A 19562-nucleotide genomic window follows, 5' to 3' on the forward strand; every position below is an offset into this window, starting at 1 on the left:
CTACAGCCAGAAGTCCTCAGAAGTCCAGCAAATTGTCCCGTAACTGGGTGTGAGCGTAGCTTTCTCGAACCAACCCTCGACGACGTAGCGCAGGGATCAGACCGTCGGTCACCTCGGTGTAGTACCGACGCCCGAGACGACCGGTCATGAGGAAGCCATCGCCGCCGACGGCATCGATGACGTCTTCCATCTGTCCTGACACTGTGTCGGGAGTACCCACCAGCGGAACCGACGTGATCGACCACGTGGCAGCCAACTGACGCAACGTCTTCGGAGTTCCGTCCTCGTTCAACTTACTGCTGCCCGAACCCGCGAGGAAGTCCGCGAGCGTCGTGCGGTGCCCGTTGGTCGTCAGCTCCGGCGGCGGGGCATCCATGTCCATCGTCGACAGATCGTTGCCCGTCACCGCGGAGATATGCGCCAACGCAGCGTGCACGCGTCCATCGGTGGCCTCACGGGACCGCGCATCGAGTTCGCGAGCTTCGCTGTCGGTCTCACCCAGCACCGGCGAGACGATGTAGAGAATTTTGATCGAATCCGGATCGCGGCCTGCGTTCGAGGCCATCGCCCGAACGTCCTCGCGATAGGCCTTCATCGCTTCGACGCCCTGCGCCTGGCAGATGATCGTGTCCGCATTGCGAGCGGCGAATGCGCGTCCGCGCGGAGATCCACCGGCCTGGCAGATCACCGGTCTGCCCTGAGGCATCGGCAGCGTGTTGAGTGGGCCGCGCGTACGGTGGAACTTGCCGACGTAATTCGCGTCGTGCACCTTGGTGTGATCGACGTAGGTGTTCGACGCCTTGTCCATCACCAGTGCGTCCGGTTCCCACGACTTCCAGAGCGCATCGACTGCCTCGACGAATTCCTCTGCGCGCTCGTACCGTTCGTCGTGCGGGGGCAGTGCGTCCATGCCGAAGTTCTGTGCGGCGCGGTCTTCACTCGACGTCACCACGTTCCACCCGACCCGTCCGTGGGACATGTGATCGAGTGTCGACACCACCCGTGCCAGCAGGTACGGCGGGTAGAAGCTGGTGGACATCGTGGTCACGATCCCGAGTCTCGACGTTGCCGCGGCCAACATCGGCACCAGCGCGACCGGGTCGTGTTTCGGCGCGTACTGCGCCTTCGCCAGATCGAACTCGGTGGTGCCGCCGTAGATATCGGACACCATGGACGAATCCTCGAGCATCAGATAGTCGAAGCCTGCCCGCTCGAGCGCCTGTGCCATCTCGACGTGGAAGCGCCCATCCGCCCAGGAATCGGAATCGGATCCGGTCCAGTGCGAACTCCACACCGGTGGCCGGAAGCTGGTGAACCAACCCAGATGCATGCGCGGTGTACTCATCGTGCACCTGCCAGGTGCTCGCGGAAGTTGGTGCCACGGTATCCGGTGCCTGCGATGCCGCGACGTGCCAGTTCGGGCATCAACCCGTCGCACACGTCGTCGACGTACCGACGGTTGATCACCCCGCCGCCGCCCCCGTAGAACAGGAAACCGTCTCCGCCGACCTCATCGATGACACTTTCCATTTCGTCCGCCACCGCTTCCGGTGTGCCGACGAGCCGCAGAGATTCCGTTCGTTCCGTGGCCACGGTCTCGCGAATGCTGCGGCCGGCTGCCCATTTACGGAGATTGTCGAGAATGCTCGTGCTCCCTTCGGTCTTCAGGTCCTCTGGAATCGGTTGGTCGACATCCAGAGCGGAGAAGTCGATGTCTCCGGACAACATGATCAATCGGCGCGCGATGGCTGCATCGGTCGCCTCGTAATAGCGCTCGGCCTTGCGTTCCGCATCCTCGGCGGTCTCCCCCAGAATCGGCGTCACCATGTACAGCACCTTGATGTCGTCGGGGTTGCGGCCGAACTCGGCCGCGCGGGCCCGCACCGTGTTCCGGTACTCACGCATCGCCTCCCTGCCCTTGGGTGCAGCGACCACCAGATCGGATACTCGCGCAGCAAGATCGATACCGGACTTCGACGCTCCCGCCTGGCAGAGCACCGGCTTACCCTGCGGACTCGGCAGGGTGTTGAGCGGGCCGCGGACCGAGAAGTGTTCGCCGACATGATCGATGGTTCTGACCTTGGTGTGGTCCACATAGGACTCGAGGCCGGGGACGATCGGGGACGCGGCATCTTTGTCCCACGACGCCCACAGCTGGTTCGCGACGTCGACGAATTCCTCGGCGATCTCGTACCTGGCGTCGTGTGTCGGCAGCGTGTCGCGGCCGAAGTTCTGTGCTGCTCGGTCCCCAGTCGAGGTGACGATGTTCCAGCCCATCCGTCCGCGGCTGAGATGGTCGAGAGTCGACAGCAGCCGAGTGAGCAGGAACGGCGGGTAGAAACTCGTGGACGCGGTGACGACGATGCCGATTCTGTCGGTCTCGTACGCCAGTCGTGAGGCCAGCGCCATCGGATCGTGCTTCGGCGCTCGGGGTGTCCACTTGAGTTCGGACTCGAACGTACCGCCGTAGATATCGGTCAGCGCGGTCGAATCCTCCAGCATCACGAAGTCGATTCCCGCTCGCTCGAGCGCGCGCACGGTGTCGACAGCGAAAGATCCGTCGGCCCAATCTGTTCCGCCTGTTCCGGCAAAGGGTCCGGTCCAGTCGGGTACGAGGTAGTTGGTGAACCAACCGGTAGTGAACGGTTGTGACATCGGTCCTCTTTTCCAAAATAGTGGTCGTGAATGGTCGGTGCAGGGACGGCGGACTCCTCGGTGACGACCACCTTCGATTCGGGGGTCGACACAGCGACGGTCCGCCATGGTCGAAGGGCGAGCAGGACTGCCGATGCCGCGACGGGGATGCTGGCGGTGAAGGCGAGCGAATAGGACGCCTGAGCGGCAACAGCGCCGGCGACGAGTGGGCCGAGCATGGTGCCGATATCGAACGTGACCTGGTAGACGGCAACGGGACTGCCGCCCCGCCCCGCCAGCACGTCGCCGACGGTCGCCGCACTGGCCACCATGGCGAACGTGCCGCCCACACCCCAGAGCACCATCGTCAGCACCAGAATCGGCAGCGTCGGAACCAGAGCGAGAACGGCGATCCCGAGCAGGATCAGGGCCGACCCGGAGGCCATCATGGGTCGTCGACCCCAGCTGTCGACCAGTCGGCCCGCGGGTTTGACCACGAGGATCTGAACGACGGCTCCGACGACGAGCACCAGACCCGAAACGAAGGGGCTGCCGCCGATCACCGTCGCGACGAACAGTGGGATGAGGGTGAACCGCACTCCGTTGCCGACCCAGCCGTTGGCGAAGTTCGACGCGATCGACGCCCGGAATCCCCGGTGGCCGAGCGCACTTCGCAGGGTCATCATCTCCGGTCGTGTTGTCGTATCGTGCACGACACCGTTCGCGGCGTCCTTCTTGTCACTCGATCGGAACGCGAACCAGACGACAGCGACCCCGACGATCAGCGTCAGTGCGTGCGTGAGGAACGGAGCCCGGAGGGAGACTAGAGCGACCGCACCGCCGATCACCGGGCCCAGTACCCCGCCGATGAGGAAGCCGGATTGGAAGACCGACGCAGTTCTGCCCCCGGTTTCCGGGGTGCTGTAGCGAAAGAGGAGCTGCTGACCGGACACGGTGAACATCGCAGTCCCGACGCCGCCGACAGCGCGAAGCACCAACAGCGACAAAAAGGTCGGAGCGAACGCTGCCGCCAGAGACGAGGTGGCCGCCAGCAGCAGTCCCGCGGTGAGAACCGTGCGTTCGTCGAACCTCATCAGCAGACGGGATGCGCCGAACGACGCCAGCACTCTGGTGAAGGCGTAGATACTCACCACCGACGAGGCCGCCAGATCCGACACCCCGAAATCTCTGGCGAAGACCGGAATGACCGGAGCCACAACGCCGTAGCCGAGACCGATGCAGACGTTGACGAAGGCCAACGCGTACACCGGACCCGGTACCGCCGAATCTCTGCGCAGCAACCGCATCAGAAGGACATGAGATTCTCACGAAACATGTCGTGCTCGTATTCGGTACGGACGAGGCCGCGTCGTTGCAGCGCGGGAACGAGCCCCTCGGTGATCTCGCCGACGTAGCGTCGGCCGATGCTCCCGGAGATCAGGAAACCGTCACCACCGACGAAGTCCATCGTCTCGCCCATCTGCTCGGCGACGGAATCGGGGGTGCCGACGTAGTGCACGTTCTTCATGGACCAGCCGAGTGCCGCCTTGCGTGGGGTATTGCCGTAGGACAGGAAGTCGCCGAGTGTCGTCCGGTGTCCGTTGGTGGAGAGTTCGGGAAACTCCTCGTCCAGTTCGTACGTCGACAGATCGATTTCGGTCAGTGCCGAAATGTGGCCCAACGCCGACTCGATGCGTGAATCGACATCGGCCGTCATGCGCTCCACCTTCGCGCGCGCGTCGGATTCGGTGTCCGCCAGCACGGGCTGGGTGATGAACATGATCTTGCAGCTGTCCGGATCGCGGCCCTCCTTCTCCATCCGCATCCTGATGTCATCGCGGAACGCCTTCATCGCGGCCGGGTCCTTGGCTGCGCTGAGGATGGTTTCGGCGTTGCGGGCGGCGAATTCGCGACCCCGCGGTGAGCCACCGGCCTGGCAGATCACCGGTTCGCCCTGTGGTGAACGCGGCAGGTTCAACGGTCCACGGGATGCGTGGTACTTGCCGCGGAAGTTCGTGACGTGGACCTTCGTGTGGTCGACGTACGTGCCGGTGTCCCGGTCGAGAACCATCGCGTCCTCCTCCCACGATGCCCACAGCTGCTTGACGAGATCGACGAACTCGTCGGCCCGCTCGTACCGCTGATCGTGTTCGGCGAGCTTGTCCATCCCGTAGTTCTGCGCGGCGCGGTCCTCGCTGGAGGTCACGACGTTCCAACCGACTCGCCCGCCGCTGAGGTGATCGAGGGTGGAGAACCGTCGAGCGAGCAGCCACGGCGGGTAGAAGGACGTCGAACATGTCGCGATGATCCCGATGTGTTTCGTCGACGCAGTCAACATCGGAACCAGCGTGACGGGATCATGTTTCGGCGCATACAGGCCGTACTTCAAGTCCACTCTCGACGTCTGTTCGAAGGCGTCCGAGACCATCGACGAATCCTCGAGCATGATGTAGTCGAAGCAAGCGCGCTCGAGCGACCGAGCGAAGTCGACGTGCAGCTCGCCGTTGGCCCACGTCCTGCCTTCGTCGCCGGCCCAGGTGGTGTTCCACGGCGGATTGGAGAAGTTGGTGAACCACCCCAGATGGAATTTGGTCATGCCGTGCTCCTTGCTCTCGATGTGGGTAGATCACTTCTGTGCAGCCGAGACAGCTCGGCAGGTTCTTTCGGGTGAATTCCGCGTAGCCCTGAGACCGCGCTCGCCAGTAGTGCGGCGAAAGCCATGGCGGCCACGGCAATGACGAATCCTGTTGTCAACGAATCCGATCCGCCGTCCGGCAACATCGCGCTGTCGCCGGAGTACACCAACTCGCGCAGCGCGGGCGGCAGTGCAGACACTGCGAGCACCAGCGCCAGGGCCGTGCTGAGGGTGACTGCAGTGTTGTCGAGGGACACCCGAAGACCGTTCGCCATTCCCGAACGGTTCGGCGCCACCCCGACGTTGATCGCCGCCGCATTGGCCGTCTTGAAGATCCCGCCACTGAGACCGAGGGCGAACAGCAGCACGACAATGGGAACGTCCTCGGCCGGCCCCGCGATATGCAGGGCGAGTACCGACAGGACCGCTGCAGTGCAGAGGGTGGAGACCGTCGTCAACGTCCGCGTCGATACCCGAGTGGCCAGCGTGCCTGCGATGGGCGACATCACGGTGGTGCCGACGGCCAATGCGGTGATCTGCAATCCGGCGTGAATGGGACTCGAGCCTCCGACGCTCTGCAGGTAAAGCGACATGGTTACCGCCACCGCGCCTTCCGCCATCGTCACCAGGAACGATGCGGCGTAAGCACTGCCACGGAACCTGTCCACCAGCAGCATCGGATCCACGATCGGATCTGCGGCTCGCTTCTCCCACCACCAGAACAGCGGTAGAGCGACCACGACGCACGTGAGCGGTACCACCGACTGCCACGCGCCGACACCGTCACTGCCAGCACGATTCACCCCGTAGACCAGGCCACCGAGGATGACCATCGACCCCACTGCGCCGGCGTAGTCCAGGGCTGCGCCTGTCTTCGGCCGCGGTGTCCGGCGCAGCGTGAGCCACGCCCACACCGTCCCGACGACGCCGAGGGGAACGACGATTCCGAATACTCCACGCCACCCGACGGTTTCGGTCAGCACACCACCGAGCAGCGGTCCGATGGAGATGGCGAGCGACATGATCGTGATGTTCCAGCCGATGCCGATGGAGAGCTTCTGCGGCTCGAACGCGTCGACGAGAAGCGCAGTGGTGTTGGTGATCACCGCCGCAGCGCCGATACCCTGCACGACGCGCAGCCCGATCACGACGTCCGGGTCACTCGCCATCGCGATGACCGCGGCGCTGACGGTCAGACAGGCCAACCCGGCGAGGTAGACCGGGCGTCGGCCGACGAGATCGGCGAGTTTGCCGAGCACCAGAATGAACACTGCCGTGGTGAGCAGGTACGCGAGCATGAACCAATCGGTTTGCGCTGCAGAGGCTCCCAGTCCCGCGCTCATGTCCGGTAGAGCGACGGGGAGCATCGACACCGATACGAACGTGATGCTCATCCCGAGTCCGGTGACCGACAGCACGCGCCAGGGATACGAGTCGGGTCGCACCCGCGTCGACGGGCCGACCCCTGCAGCGACGATCAGAAGTCCATCAGGTTGTCGCGGAACAACTCGTGCGCGTATCCGTCGCGAATGAGTCCACGCTTACGCAGTTCGGGCGCAAGGCCGTCGGTGATCTCGCTGATGTACCGCCGGTTCACGCTCCCTGCGATCAGGAACCCGTCACCGCCGACCTCGGCCGCGATATCACCCATCTGCTCCGCAACCGCGTCGGCAGTGCCGATCAGTTGGACGGACTTCCTGATGTCCGAGCTCGCCGCCTCGCGCAGGGTCATCCCGGTGGTGTTGGCACCGATCAGGGCCATCGTCCCCCGGCCCGCATTGGTCTCGACGGTAGGAATCGGCGCGTCCAGATCGAACTTCGAGAAGTCGATGCCACTCGCGTAGGACATCGAGGCCAAATTCACGTCGATGTTGCGGCGAAAGCCGTCGAGGATCCGCTCGTTCTTGTCCTGCGCTTCTTGCACGGTCTCGCCGAGTACCGGGCTGACGATGAACATGATCTTGCAGCTGTCCGGGTCCCGCCCCTCCACGACCATGCGAGCCCGGACGTCGTCGCGGTACGTCTTCATGGCCTCGACGCTCTCGACCTGAGCCAGAATGGTCTCGGCATGCTTGGCTGCGAAGCCGCGGCCTGCGGGCGAGCCGCCTGCCTGGCAGATGACCGGTCGGCCCTGCGGCGTCGGAGTGGTGTTCAGCGGCCCCCGGGACGAGTGGTATTTGCCCTCGAAATCGATGTTGTGGACCTTCGCGAAATCCGCGAAGACGCCCGCTTCTCGGTCGAGGCGAACCGCATCGGGCTCCCACGAGGACCACAGTTGCTTGACGAGGTCGATCCACTCGTCGGCCATCTCGTACCGGTGATCGTGCTCGAACATGTCCTCGTAGCCGAAGTTCTGTGCCGTCCGAACATTGTGCGAGGTCACCAGATTGACCCCGGCGCGGCCGTTACTGAGGTGGTCGAGCGTGGCCGACGTTCGTGCCGCCATGTACGGAGGATGGAACGAGGTCGTCATCGTGGCGATGAGGCCGAGACGCTCGGTGTGCTGACTCAGGATGGGCAGCAACGAATTCGGATCCTGCTTCGGCACCGACCGAGCATTGGCCAGCCACCACTCGGACGAACCACCGAACGAGTCGGGTACGAACGCACCGTCCTCGAACATGATGTAGTCGAAGCCGGCGCGTTCGAGCGATCGAGTCATGTCGATGTACAGCTCGGGGTGGTTCCATTCGGTTCCGCCCTCTCCCGACCACATCTGGTTCCACGACTGCACCTGCCAGCTCAAGAACCAACCAAGGTGGAACATGTCGGCTTTCTCCTTCCAGAATGACGGTGAGAGGTTCAGAATGCGCGAAGATTTTCGCGGAAGTGTGTGTGCTCGTACGACGTTCGGGTCAGTCCTCGACGCTTCAGCGCGGGCACCAACCCATCGGTGATCTCGGCGACGTAGCGCCGGTTCATCGGAGCTCCCGCAATGAGGAAGCCGTCGCCGCCCACCTCCTGCATGACGCCGTCCATCATGTCGGCAACGTCGTCGGGAGTGCCCACGAACTCCAGGGTGTCAATGGCGCTGTGGCCGGTGATGCGCTCGCGCAGGGTCTGTGTGCCGTCGCCCTTGAACTCGGCGAAACTGCTTCGGTGCCCGTTGCTTTCGAGATCTGCCGGCAACGGCTCATCGAGGTCGAACTGGCTCAGATCGATACCGGACAGGTGCGAGCGCCCAGCGAGAAGTCCATCGATGTTGCTCGACGCTGCATCTGCCCGACGCTTCTGCTTGGCTTTGGCCTCGGCCGTCGTCTCACCGAGGATCGGGGAGATCAGGTACATCACCTTGACGTCGTCTGGGTTACGGCCGGCCTCGGCGGCACCCTGGCGAATGTCCTCACGGTAGCGTCGCATCTTCTCGGTCCCATGGGGATTGGAGATGATGGCGTCCGCGTGTTTCGCAGCGAACTCCTTGCCTTTGTCCGAACCACCGGCCTGCAGGAACACGGGCCGACGCTGCGGGCTGGGGATGGTGTTCAGCGGTCCCCTCGACTTGAAGAACTTGCCCTCGAAATCGATCCGGTTGACCTTCTCGTGGTCGGCGTAGATGCCGCCCGCCGAGGTGTCCGCATGCACTGCTCCGTCTTCCCAGGAGTCCCACAGCTTGCACGCAAGCTCGACGAACTCGTCGGCGATGTCGTAACGGAGATCGTGCTCGGGCATATCGAATCCGTAGTTCTGCGCAGCGCGAGTGTTGCTGCCGGTGACGATGTTCCAGCCGATTCGGCCCTTCGCGATGTGGTCGAGTGTCGACATCAAACGGGCGACGGTGTACGGGTGGTAGAAGGTGGTGGTCAGGGTCGGAACGATGCCGAGGTGCTTGGTGGTGTAGGACAGGATTCCGGCCAGGACGGCGGGATCGTGTTTCGGTGCCGCGGATGCTGTCGCCAGGTAGTACTCCATCGAACCCTTGTAGGTGTCCGAGACCTGCACCGAGTCCTCCAGGATGAGGAAGTCGAAGCACGCCCGCTCGAGCGAATGCGCCAGATCCACGTACTGATCGGGCATCATCCAGTCGGTCGCACCGGTACCCGACCACGGCTGGTTCCAGGACTGAACGCCGAAGCCGGCGCCGAGGAACCATCCGAGGTGAAATTTGTTGGCAGTCATGATGTTTCTCCAGATACGAAACGAGTGAGAGGGTCAGAATTCGAGCAGGTTGTCGCGCAGATGATCGCTGCTGTACTCGGTTCGCATCAGACCTCGGCTCTGCAGAGCGGGCACGAGTCCGTCGGCGATCTCGCCGATGTAGCGGCGATTGTGCGGCTGGCTCCAGATCAGGAAACCGTCTCCACCGACCTCGGCCATGGCGTCACCCATCTGCGCGGCAACAGCATCCGGCGTACCGACCAGCTCCATCGATTCGGTTCGGTAGGCGACACATGCCTCGCGCAGCGTGCGGCCGTCGGCCCAGTTACGAAAGTTCTCCAGCGTGGACTGATGGCCGTTGGTGTGCACGTCCTCGGGCATCGGCTTGTCGAGATCGAACGTGGAGAAATCGATCTCCATGCTCGCCGACCAACCGACGAGCACTCCCGCAGGATTGGCGCGTACCGCCGCCGCTTTGCGCTCCTTGCGCGCGAGCGCATCCTCGTGGGTCTCGCCGAGGATGGGAGAGACCACGTACATCACCTTTGCCGAATCGGGATCGCGGCCGTGCAGCGCCATCCGGCGCCTGATATCGGACCGGTACTCCTTCATCGCTGCAACACCTTTGGGGAGCGCCATGATCATGTCTGCATGCTTGGCCGCGAAGTCGCGGCCGGCCGGTGAACCGCCGGCCTGAGTGATGACCGGACGCCCCTGCGGTGACGGCAGAGTGTTGAGCGGTCCGCGCGAGGAGTAGTACTTGCCCTGGAAGTCGATGGTGTGGACCTTGGTGTGATCGACGTAGGTGGACGTCTCGCGGTCCATCACCACGGCGTCGGCATCCCACGAGTCCCACAGCTTCTCGACCAGTTCCACGTACTCGTCGGCGCGGGCGTAGCGCTCGTCGTGCGGAGGTAGCGCGTCCATACCGAAGTTCTGCGCAGCGCGATCTTCGCTGGACGTCACCACATTCCACCCGATGCGCCCAGAGGACAGGTGATCGAGCGAGGAGATCGAGCGGGCGAGCATGTAAGGCGGATAGAAGGACGTCGATGCGGTCAATGCGATACCGAGATGACTGGTGGCCCGGGTGAGCAGGGGAGCCAACGCCATCGGATCACCCTTGGGTGCCCAACCGCCCGTCTTCAGGGTCGCTTCCGAACTGCCACCGTACGTATCGGACACCATCGACGAATCCTCGAGGAGCAGGAAGTCGAAGCACGCGCGCTCGAGTGTTTTGGCGAACTCGACGTAGAAGTCTCCGTTCAGCCAGTCCCCACTGTCGGAACCCTCGAACGCGGTGTTCCAGGACGTCGGTACGAAGCTGCCGAACCAACCGAGATGAAATCTGTTGTCTGTCATAGTCACATTCGTTCCTCGCTGGTCATTCTTCCTCGATATCGGTCAACTACACCGCGCGGATGTTTCGCCCGGCCGCGTTCTCGGTAGCCGTCGGATTTCGCCGCGGATCGCGGGTGTTTCCCCACGTAGTTCGGTCGGGAAGTCCGATATGACCACCGACCGAACTACGTGCGGGAGTGCGCTCTACGAACCGAGCGTCAGATTGGAGTAGTCGATCCGGAAGTCGGTGCGCTGTACGAACCCACCGATACCGGCCTCGAGTGCCACCGACGGCCGCACCCTGGCGATGAAGACGTAGGGAGCCTGCTCGGTCATGCGTAGCTCTGCCTCGTTCCAGAACACCCCGGCCTCGGGGCTGAGGGCGTCGCCCGCGTTCAGCCCCTGGTCGACCATCGCGAGAAACTCCGGGTCGTTCCACAGCGCCACATTGGAGCCGCCGCCGGGCTGCGTGAGCAACTGGAGGGAATACGGCGGAGTCATCGTCACCGATGCACCGATACTCAAGCTGGCCTGCACCTTTCCGGCCAAGGTGTCGGCATTGAGCTGCGCTGCAGGTAGTTCCGCGATGGTGACATCTATTCCGGCTTCAGCGGCAAAGGACTGAATCTGAATTGCCGTGTCCTGAGCGGCGGGGAGCTGATTGTTGACACTGAGGGTGAACGAGAGACCATCGGTCAAGCCGGCGTCCGCCAGCAGGGACTTGGCTCGCTCGGGGTCGCTGTCGTACTGGGGAAGATCGCTCCCGTCCCAGTTCGGTGCCTTGTCGTCGAGTACGTGGTTGTACTTGTATGCCCTGTCGAAGAAGACGTCGGACATGATCTGGTCGTACGGGATCGCGTATGCCATCGCCTGGCGAACACGCACGTCGTCGAACGGCGCAGTGGTGGTGTTCATCGAGAACAACAGGTACTGATTCGAGGTCGTCGTCGGGACGGTCACCGCGTCGTTGCTCTCCAACGTCGCCTGGTCCGACGAGCGCAACGCCAGCGCGACATCTGCGTCGCCGCGCGTGACCATGTTCGCTCTCGTCGCGGGGTCGGCCACAACGCGTCGGATGATGCGCTTCACCTCGGGCTCACCGAGCACGAAGTTGGGGTTCGCCGTCATGACGATCTCCTGGCCGGGAGTGACGGACTCCAACATGTATGCGCCGTAGCCGAAGTTGCCGCGCATCATGTCCTCGGCACCCCACGCGACGGCATACGGATCCTCGGGAGTCGAGTTCTCGATGAGGTAGTTGCTGTCGTAGATCGACCCGATGTTCTCGGCCAGGTTGGCGAGCAGGGTCAGTCCGTAGCCGGCCTTCTCCACGGTGAAGCTGACGGTGTAGTCGTCGACCTTCTTGATCTGGGTCGCCGGGTCGGTCAACATCGGCTTGTAGTATCCGGCCATACCGCCACCCGGGGTGGCGAACTTGCGCTCGAAAGACCACAGCACGTCATCGGCGTCGAGCTCGTTGCCGTGCTCGCTCATCACGCCCTTCTCGAGGGAGAAGGTGTAGACGAGCTGGTCCGGGCTCACCTCGTAGCCCTCCGCCAGGTACGGCTCGAAGTTGTAGTAGTCCTGAACCAGCGCATCCGAGCCGTCCTCCTCGACGTACGGCTTGCGAATCAACTGCGCGTGCATGTTGTTGGTGACGTCCTGATTGTCGGTGCCTGCGGTGTAGCCGTAATCGCGCACCACATTCGACGCCTGATCCGGTGTCACCACGACGATTTCACCGCTCGCCGACGCCGAGGACTCGGTGCCGCCGTCCGAGCACGCGCTCAATGCGAGGGCACCGACGAGCAACGGGACCGTCCACCTGAGTCCGATGGAAAGACGATGAGAGGTTTTCACGAGGGTTTGTTCTCCTTCTTCGGTGCACGAGTGCAGGTGTCATCGCCGGTCGAGCCGGTGGCGTCGATCGCGGGAGATACTGGACGAGAGAGGGTTTCGCGGACCGCACTGTCCGTTGTGGAAGCTGGCCGCTGTCAGTGGGAGCGGCGGGTGCCCTTGGTCAGCCTGCGACCGACTACTGCAACCGAAGCCACCGTCAAGCACAGCGCGAACGCGGGAGCGCCGGCCGACCACAGCTTTCCGATGGCGGCGTCGCCTGCTCCGCGGGTGATCATCGAACCCCACTCGGGGGTGGGCGGCGGCAGACCGACACCGAGGAAGCCGAGCGCTGCGGTGAGGATGATCGTCATGCCGAACACGACTGACGCGTTCTGCAGCGCAGGGACCGACGAGTTCGGCAGCACGTGTCGGAACACCAGTTGTGTCTCGGACAATCCAGCCTGACGGGCCGCGTCGAGATACGCGTCGCCGCGCACGCGCAGTACTTCGGTACGGACGAGCCTGGCCTGAATCGGCGCGAGAATGATCGAGAGCGTGAAGATCATGGTGATCGACGACGTTCCGAAGAACGACACGACAACCAAGGCGACGATCACCGTGGGAACGGCTTCGAGCAGGTCGAGGAAGCGCGCGGCGCCGCGGGCCAGGAAGCCGCCGAGTCCGCGTCCCGCCTCGTTCATTCCGATGGTGAGTCCGATCAGAATTCCCGCCACCGTTGCGGCAACCGTGACGGCGAGAGCGATCGTCACGTCGATGCGGGCACCGGCGATGGTGCGTGAGAACACGTCGAGTCCGTTGGAGTCGGTACCGAGAAGAAACTCGGAATCCGGTGACAGAGACGGTGCGCCGACGACCTTCGTCGGATCGAACGGCACGATCCACGGCCCGATCAGGGTGATCAGCAGAATCACGGCCAGCGGAACGAAGAGCGCTATAGTGCCGACCGAGACCGCTCTCCGTGTCGGCGGCTTCACACTTCGAGTATCGGACTCGACTTTCTTCGGTACCAGAGCAACCATCAGGAACCACCTCCTGCTCGGCCCGGCTTGCGCCGAGGGTCGAGCAACATGTTGACGAGATCGACACACAGGAACACGATCAGCGAAATTGCAGCGACGACGAGCAAGAATCCCTGCAGCGCAATCAGATCCGTCGCCGCGACAGCCTCGACGGCGTAACGGCCCATGCCGCCGAGTCCGAACAGGGTCTCGAGAATGACCGCACCGCCGAGAAGAGAACCGAAGACCATGCCGAACAACGCCACGGTCGGCGGCAATGCTCGCCGGTACGCACTTGCATAGATGTACTTGCGGGCCGAACCGGTGGCGATCTTGAACATCGTCGGTTGCGCGGTGAGGCTCGAATCGAGCGCTGTCAGAAGCTGCTTGAGCAGAATCGGGGTGACCGAGAGCACCAGCACAGCAATCGGCAGGAGCAGGTGCGAGATCATCGAGGACACCACCACGGTGTCGCCCCGCAGAATCGCGTCGAGCAGCGGGAACGAGGTGAGCGGCTCGGGTTCGGTCAATCCCGCCCGCACTCGGCCGGTAGGGGCGGGAACCACCTGCAGCGTGGCGTAGAACAGGAAGATTCCGACCACGCCGACGACGAATTCCGGAACGGCACCGGCTGCTTGGGCGTAGCCGCGAACAGCACGCGCAGCAATGGATCTGGGCCAGGCAACCACTACTGCCGAAAGCAGCAAGGTGATCGCTAGGAGAAAGAAGAACGCAATTCCTGCGAGTTCGAGCGTGCCCGGGAGCCGGTCGGCGATATCGGTTGTCACCGGCCTACCGGTCATGATCGCGTTGCCGAGGTCGAAGTGCAGTAGGTCGCCCAGATACGACATCAACTGAGACCACAGACTGCCGTCGAGACCGAGCTCGGCCTTCGTCGCCAGATAGTCGGCCTCGGTGGCTTCGGGGCCGACCACTTCGCGGGCCGGGTCGCCAGGGATGGCGCGTACCAGGAAGAACGCGGCGACCGCAAAGACCAACAGATGCAGCGGTAGGACGGCCACTCGGCCGAGCCACCACCGTTGACGTCCGAGAAATGTCTTCATCGCGCAGCCGCCACGGCGAGTTGCTCGACCGCTTCGTCACCGCGGTACGCGTCGAGCAGTTCGGCCGTGTACGGGTCCTGTGGTCGCTCGACCACATCGTCGGTGCTGCCCTGCTCGACGATGACTCCGTTCCGCATGACGACAAGGTCGCGGGCGATGAACGCCGTCGCGGGGAGCCCGTGCGAGACGAAGACCAGTCCGCATTCCGATTCGATGCAGTACCGACGAAGCATGTTCAAGATCGCGCCCTGAACCGAGACGTCCAACGCGGACACCACCTCGTCGCACAGCAATATCCGGGGCCGAACGACCAACGCCCGCGCTATCGAAAAACGCTGCCGTTGACCTCCCGAGACCTCCGGGGGATATCGGTCCGCCATCGAGGGGTGGATTTCGAGGGACTCCAATGTCTCGTCTACTCGTGCGTCAGCGGCCTTGTTGTCCAACCCGAGAAGCCGGAGGGCAGGTAGTCGCACCGCATCACGCAATGTTCGGCGTGGATCGAAGGACGATGTCGTGTCCTGCGCGACATACTGCACCTTCGACCTGAATTCACGCCTGCCTGCCTTCGAGGACAGCACCCCGTTCAGTTCGGCTCCGTTGTATCGCACCGAACCCGTCGTGGGCGAGAGCAGCCCGCACATCATCCGAACCAATGTCGACTTGCCGGACCCCGACTCACCGACGATTCCGATAGCCGAACTCGACGTGATCGTCATGTCGATGTCATCGACGGCCGGTGTGCTGGATCCCGTGCGATCGAAAGTCTTGCCCAGGTGTTCGACGTCGATCTCGGCGTACGCAGTGCGCGAGTTGCCACTCATCAAGATCCTCCAAGCCGGTTGTCTCCAGCAGATCTGCTGCTTGTTCGCACAGCTTTCTCGACACGCATTACTGAAAACGACCTCCGGCGTAACTGAAGTATTACGCCGCACAAATCCACTGGTCAGAGCCCCTCGAACTTTATTAACGCCGGGGTGACGTAAGTCTCGACCACCCCTCGCGCCGGCGTCGAGCGGCGTTATCGGAACCGACAAACCGCTCGAGCAGGAGTTGCTTGCGGCGTAATAACTCATTTACGCCTGCGCCACGTTGGGTAATGCCGCTGCAGCAGGCTTCGTTCATGAGCAACCGATGAGTTGCCCACCGTCACGAGAGGATTGGCATGAACGAGCACGCTTCCGCCGACCGCGTCGAGCCGACGCAGTTGTTTACCGATCGGCTCCACTCGGGCGTTGCCCGATGATGCACCTCGGATGGTTCTTCACCACGGGATTCGGAGTCTACGGCTGGAACCAACCGTGGTCGGGCAACGTGGCGTCGGACATCGGTCGACCCGATCTGTTCGTCGACGCGGCAAAGAGCCTCGAGCGCGCCGGATTCGACTACATCATGCTCGAGGATTCCTCGGTGTTGTCCGACGTATATCGCGGAACGTTCGAGAGCTCGGTTCGACGCGGGACCACCGTGCGTTTCGACCCGATGCCACTCGTTCCATTGATGGCCGACGCCACCGAACGTATCGGCATCATCGCCACCGTCGCAACGACGTTCTACCCACCGTTTCTCGCCGCACGATTGATGTCGACACTCGATCATGTGACCAAGGGCCGCGTCGGAATCAACCTCGTCACCGCGAGCGCCGACGGAGCCGCGCAGAACTACGGACTGCCCAAGCAGATCGAGCACGATCTCAGATACGAGATGGCAGACGAATGGGTCGACGTCGTATCGCAGCTGTGGGAGTCCTGGGACGAGGATGCTCTTGTCCTCGACCCGCAGTCCGGTGTGTTCGCCGATCACGAGAAGATCCACAAGATCGACTTCGAGGGAAAGTACTACGCCTCGCGTGGCCCCTTGAACGTTCCGCGCGGACCCCAAGGGCGGCCGGTGATCTGCCAGGCCGGAGGCTCCCCTGCCGGCCGCGCATTCGGTGCCAAGCATGCGGACACCATCATCGCCAACGTTCGCGGACTCGACGCGATGAAGGAATACCGCGAGGACATCAGCCGCCGACTGGTCGAGTACGGGCGCAAGCCGGACGACGTCAAAGTGCTGTTCCTGGTCAGCCCCATCATGGCGGACACCGATGAGGAAGCCATCGTCAAGCGCGATCGCATGCGCGAAGTTCAGAAGAACAACATCGATGGAGTACTCGCCGCGATGTCGTATCTCAGCAGCACCGATTTCTCACAATTCGACATCGACGCACCGGTTCCCGATCTGACCCAGTACAACGGCCACAAGAGCACGCTCGAAGACATGGCCAAATCGGGCAAGACGCTGCGCGAGATCATCGCGAACTATCCGACCGTCGAATCGATGGAACTCGTCGGAACAGCCGAGACCGTCGCGGAGAAAATGGACGAGGCAATGGAGTTCGTCGGCGGCGACGGATTCCTCATCGCGTCCCCCGTCACCCGAAAAGTGATCTCCGAGATCAGTGACGGTCTCGCTCCCGCATTGCGCCGACGCGGAGCAATACGCGACGGCTACTCCCGAACCACGTTCCGCGAGAACCTTGCCGCCTTCTGACGTGGTGGCGTTGTGATCGCCGGGGTGCCGTAGCACCGCAGTACAGACCAGTGAAACAGCCGCTGGGAGCGGCGCAATGGTTCCGCAACGATGGAGTCTCCGAACCGTCACGCACATCGTGTTGGCTGGTGTCGTCGCCTCGAAGAAAAGGTCAATGAATGAAAATCACTGTAGTAGCAGGCAATCCGAAACCCGAGTCGCGCACCCTCGATGCAGCGCGTGTTCTCGCCACCGCACTGACGGGTGAGCCCGGCAATACCGTCGACGTGATCACCCTCGGGGCCGGGCTGCTCGGCTGGGGCGATGCTGCAGTGGCGGCCGCTGTCGAATCCGTCGCCTCCTCGGATCTCGTCGTTTTCGCCAGTCCGACGTTCAAGGCGACATACACCGGAGTACTCAAGCTGTTCCTCGATCAGTTCGCCGGCGATACGGGATTGAAGAATGTCGTCGCCGTTCCACTCATGCTCGGTGCCGGTCCGGCGCACGCCATGGCACCGGACCTGTTTCTCAAGCACGTTCTCGTGGAACTCGGCGCCGTCACTCCGGCGCCCGGCCTCTACCTCATCGATTCCACCTACACCACCGATTCCCGGATCACCGACTACGTAACTCGCTGGGGCGATGCACTTCTCGCCGCTGCCCGAACCCGAACGGAAGCATCATGACCCTGAGCACCACAAGCCTCGACCAGTCCGTTCTACGAAACGCGTTCGGGCAGTTTCCCAGCGGCGTCGTCGCCCTCTGCGCCGAGATCGACGGGGTACAGGTCGGTATGGCTGCGAGCAGCTTCGTCGCGGTGTCGATCGATCCACCTCTTGTCGCCTTCTGCGTACAGGACACCTCGACCACGTGGCCCAAGTTTGCGGCAGCCACTCGCATCGGCATCAGCGTGCTCGGTGAACTGCACGACGTCGCCGCGCGAACCCTCGCGGCGAAGACCGGCAACCGCTTCGAGGGATTGACCACGACGACGACCGACGACGGAGCAGTCTTCATCGACGGTGCGAGCATGTGGCTCGACGCCACGGTCACCGAGCAGATCACTGCCGGTGACCACGACATCGTGCTGATGCGGATCAACGAGCTGGAGATCAAGGACGGCATCGCACCGATAGTGTTCCACGGCAGCAAGTTCCGACGTCTCGCTGTGGATCTGTGATGAGTGCCGTCGAACACGCCCTCGATGCACTTCGAGCCGGAAAGCCGGTGTTCGTCACCGACTCGGCCGATCGCGAGAACGAGGGCGACGTCATCCTCGCGGCCGACCGCGTCACTCCGGCCTGGACGGCATGGACCGTCCGCAACACATCGGGTCTGCTGTGCGCTCCGATGAGTGACGCGCGCGCGGACGCCCTGGAGCTGCCGCCGATGGTGGCGAACAATCAGGACCCGAAGAAGACCGCATACACCGTCACTGTCGATGCGGCCGTGGGCATCACCACCGGCATCAGCGCTGCGGATCGCGCCAGGACCCTGCAGGTCTTGGCCGATCCGGGTTCCGTCGCCACCGACATCATCCGTCCCGGCCACGTCCTACCGCTCCGGGCACGCCCCGGTGGTGTCCTCGAGCGGCCGGGTCATACCGAAGCAGCCGTCGACCTGTGCGCGCTCGCCGGGCTTCCCGCGGTGGGTGTGATCGCCGAGCTCGTCGCCGACGACGGTTCGATGATGCAGTTCCACGAGATCGAACGCCTCGGCTCTCGCATGCATCTGCCGGTACTGACCATCGAGGAACTGATCGCTTATCGCCGGCTTGTCGATCCCGCGCCGGTGGCCGTACCCGCTCGTGTGGAACGAATCGTGGAGACCGTTCTCACGACACCGCACGGCGAGTTCCGGATGTTCGGATACCTCGACCTCGAGACCGGCGCCGAGCACGTGGCGCTCGTCTCGGGAGATGTCCGCAACGACGCCATGGTTCGCGTTCACTCGGAGTGTCTGACCGGCGAATCGTTCCTGTCGCAGCGATGCGAGTGCGGCCCGCAACTCACCACCGCTCTCGAGCGAATCGCCACCGAAGGTGGCGTACTGGTCTACCTTCGCGGTCACGAAGGTCGCGGAATCGGATTGCTGAAGAAGCTTGCCGCATACCGACTTCAGGACGAGGGATTCGACACCGTGCAGGCCAACCTCGAACTCGACGAACCGGCCGACGGGCGTGAGTACGGCGGTGCCGCAGCTATTTTGAAGGATTTGCGTCTGACCACGGTTCGTTTGTTGACCAACAATCCCGACAAGATTCGCGGCCTGGAAGCTCACGGCGTCGACGTCAGTTCACGGTTGCCGATCATCGTGGGTGCGGCGCAGGCGAACATCCACTACCTCGAAACCAAGCGCGCTCACATGGGCCACTTGTTGCCTCACAGCGCGGTTCAGGGTTGGTGAACGGCGAGCGATCGA

16 protein-coding genes are annotated in these 19562 nt (G+C 63.2%); 4 read left to right on the top strand and 12 right to left on the bottom strand.

Annotation, left to right across the window (positions count from 1 at the left end; genetic code table 11):
* Window positions 1–16: 16 nt before the first annotated feature.
* The 12 genes from QM797_RS14965 to QM797_RS15020 form a co-directional block, all read right to left on the bottom strand.
* Window positions 17–1345 (bottom strand): NtaA/DmoA family FMN-dependent monooxygenase, encoded by a 1329-nt coding sequence (locus QM797_RS14965; protein WP_283276424.1) that lies wholly within the window; start codon window positions 1343–1345, stop codon window positions 17–19.
* Window positions 1342–2538 (bottom strand): NtaA/DmoA family FMN-dependent monooxygenase, encoded by a 1197-nt coding sequence (locus tag QM797_RS14970; protein WP_283276425.1) that lies wholly within the window; start codon window positions 2536–2538, stop codon window positions 1342–1344. The genes QM797_RS14965 and QM797_RS14970 overlap by 4 nt, the downstream gene beginning before the upstream one ends.
* Complete coding sequence (locus QM797_RS14975; protein WP_283276427.1) at window positions 2502–3941, bottom strand: MFS transporter; 1440 nt, start codon at window positions 3939–3941, stop codon at window positions 2502–2504. The genes QM797_RS14970 and QM797_RS14975 overlap by 37 nt, the downstream gene beginning before the upstream one ends.
* Window positions 3941–5230, bottom strand: coding sequence for an NtaA/DmoA family FMN-dependent monooxygenase (locus QM797_RS14980; RefSeq protein WP_283276428.1), 1290 nt, complete (start codon window positions 5228–5230; stop codon window positions 3941–3943). Before QM797_RS14980 ends, QM797_RS14975 begins: the two co-directional genes overlap by 1 nt.
* Window positions 5227–6687, bottom strand: coding sequence for an MFS transporter (locus QM797_RS14985; protein WP_283276429.1), 1461 nt, complete (start codon window positions 6685–6687; stop codon window positions 5227–5229). The genes QM797_RS14980 and QM797_RS14985 overlap by 4 nt, the downstream gene beginning before the upstream one ends.
* Before the next feature lie 59 nt (window positions 6688–6746).
* Entirely contained in the window at window positions 6747–8036 is a 1290-nt protein-coding gene (locus QM797_RS14990; RefSeq protein ID WP_283276430.1) for an NtaA/DmoA family FMN-dependent monooxygenase, read from the bottom strand.
* 35 nt (window positions 8037–8071) lie between these two features.
* Entirely contained in the window at window positions 8072–9385 is a 1314-nt protein-coding gene (locus QM797_RS14995) for an NtaA/DmoA family FMN-dependent monooxygenase (RefSeq protein ID WP_283276431.1), read from the bottom strand.
* 33 nt (window positions 9386–9418) lie between these two features.
* Window positions 9419–10726, bottom strand: coding sequence for an NtaA/DmoA family FMN-dependent monooxygenase (locus QM797_RS15000; protein ID WP_283276432.1), 1308 nt, complete (start codon window positions 10724–10726; stop codon window positions 9419–9421).
* Between the two features lie 183 nt (window positions 10727–10909).
* Window positions 10910–12565 carry an ABC transporter substrate-binding protein gene (locus tag QM797_RS15005; protein WP_283276433.1) on the bottom strand — a complete coding sequence of 552 codons (1656 nt, stop codon included), beginning with the start codon at window positions 12563–12565 and terminating at the stop codon, window positions 10910–10912.
* Between the two features lie 134 nt (window positions 12566–12699).
* Window positions 12700–13584, bottom strand: coding sequence for an ABC transporter permease (locus QM797_RS15010; RefSeq protein WP_283276434.1), 885 nt, complete (start codon window positions 13582–13584; stop codon window positions 12700–12702).
* Window positions 13584–14627 carry an ABC transporter permease gene (locus tag QM797_RS15015; protein WP_283276435.1) on the bottom strand — a complete coding sequence of 348 codons (1044 nt, stop codon included), beginning with the start codon at window positions 14625–14627 and terminating at the stop codon, window positions 13584–13586. The genes QM797_RS15010 and QM797_RS15015 overlap by 1 nt, the downstream gene beginning before the upstream one ends.
* Window positions 14624–15451 carry an ABC transporter ATP-binding protein gene (locus QM797_RS15020; RefSeq protein WP_283276436.1) on the bottom strand — a complete coding sequence of 276 codons (828 nt, stop codon included), beginning with the start codon at window positions 15449–15451 and terminating at the stop codon, window positions 14624–14626. Before QM797_RS15020 ends, QM797_RS15015 begins: the two co-directional genes overlap by 4 nt.
* A 418-nt stretch (window positions 15452–15869) precedes the next feature.
* On the opposite strand from QM797_RS15020, the gene QM797_RS15025 reads away from it, so the two are divergent.
* The 4 genes from QM797_RS15025 (at window position 15870) to ribA (ending at window position 19547) form a co-directional block, all read left to right on the top strand.
* A complete protein-coding gene (locus QM797_RS15025) occupies window positions 15870–17162 on the top strand; it encodes an NtaA/DmoA family FMN-dependent monooxygenase (protein WP_283276437.1) in 1293 nt (430 codons plus the stop codon).
* Between the two features lie 158 nt (window positions 17163–17320).
* Window positions 17321–17827: an NAD(P)H-dependent oxidoreductase gene (locus QM797_RS15030; protein ID WP_283276438.1), complete on the top strand. Its 507-nt coding sequence runs from the start codon at window positions 17321–17323 to the stop codon at window positions 17825–17827.
* Window positions 17824–18321 (top strand): flavin reductase family protein, encoded by a 498-nt coding sequence (locus QM797_RS15035; protein WP_283276439.1) that lies wholly within the window; start codon window positions 17824–17826, stop codon window positions 18319–18321. The genes QM797_RS15030 and QM797_RS15035 overlap by 4 nt, the downstream gene beginning before the upstream one ends.
* Window positions 18321–19547: a GTP cyclohydrolase II gene (gene ribA, locus QM797_RS15040; RefSeq protein ID WP_283276440.1), complete on the top strand. Its 1227-nt coding sequence runs from the start codon at window positions 18321–18323 to the stop codon at window positions 19545–19547. The genes QM797_RS15035 and ribA overlap by 1 nt, the downstream gene beginning before the upstream one ends.
* Window positions 19548–19562: the final 15 nt, after the last annotated feature.

The organism is Rhodococcus sp. IEGM 1381 (assembly GCF_030056795.1).
GTDB lineage: Bacteria > Actinomycetota > Actinomycetes > Mycobacteriales > Mycobacteriaceae > Rhodococcoides.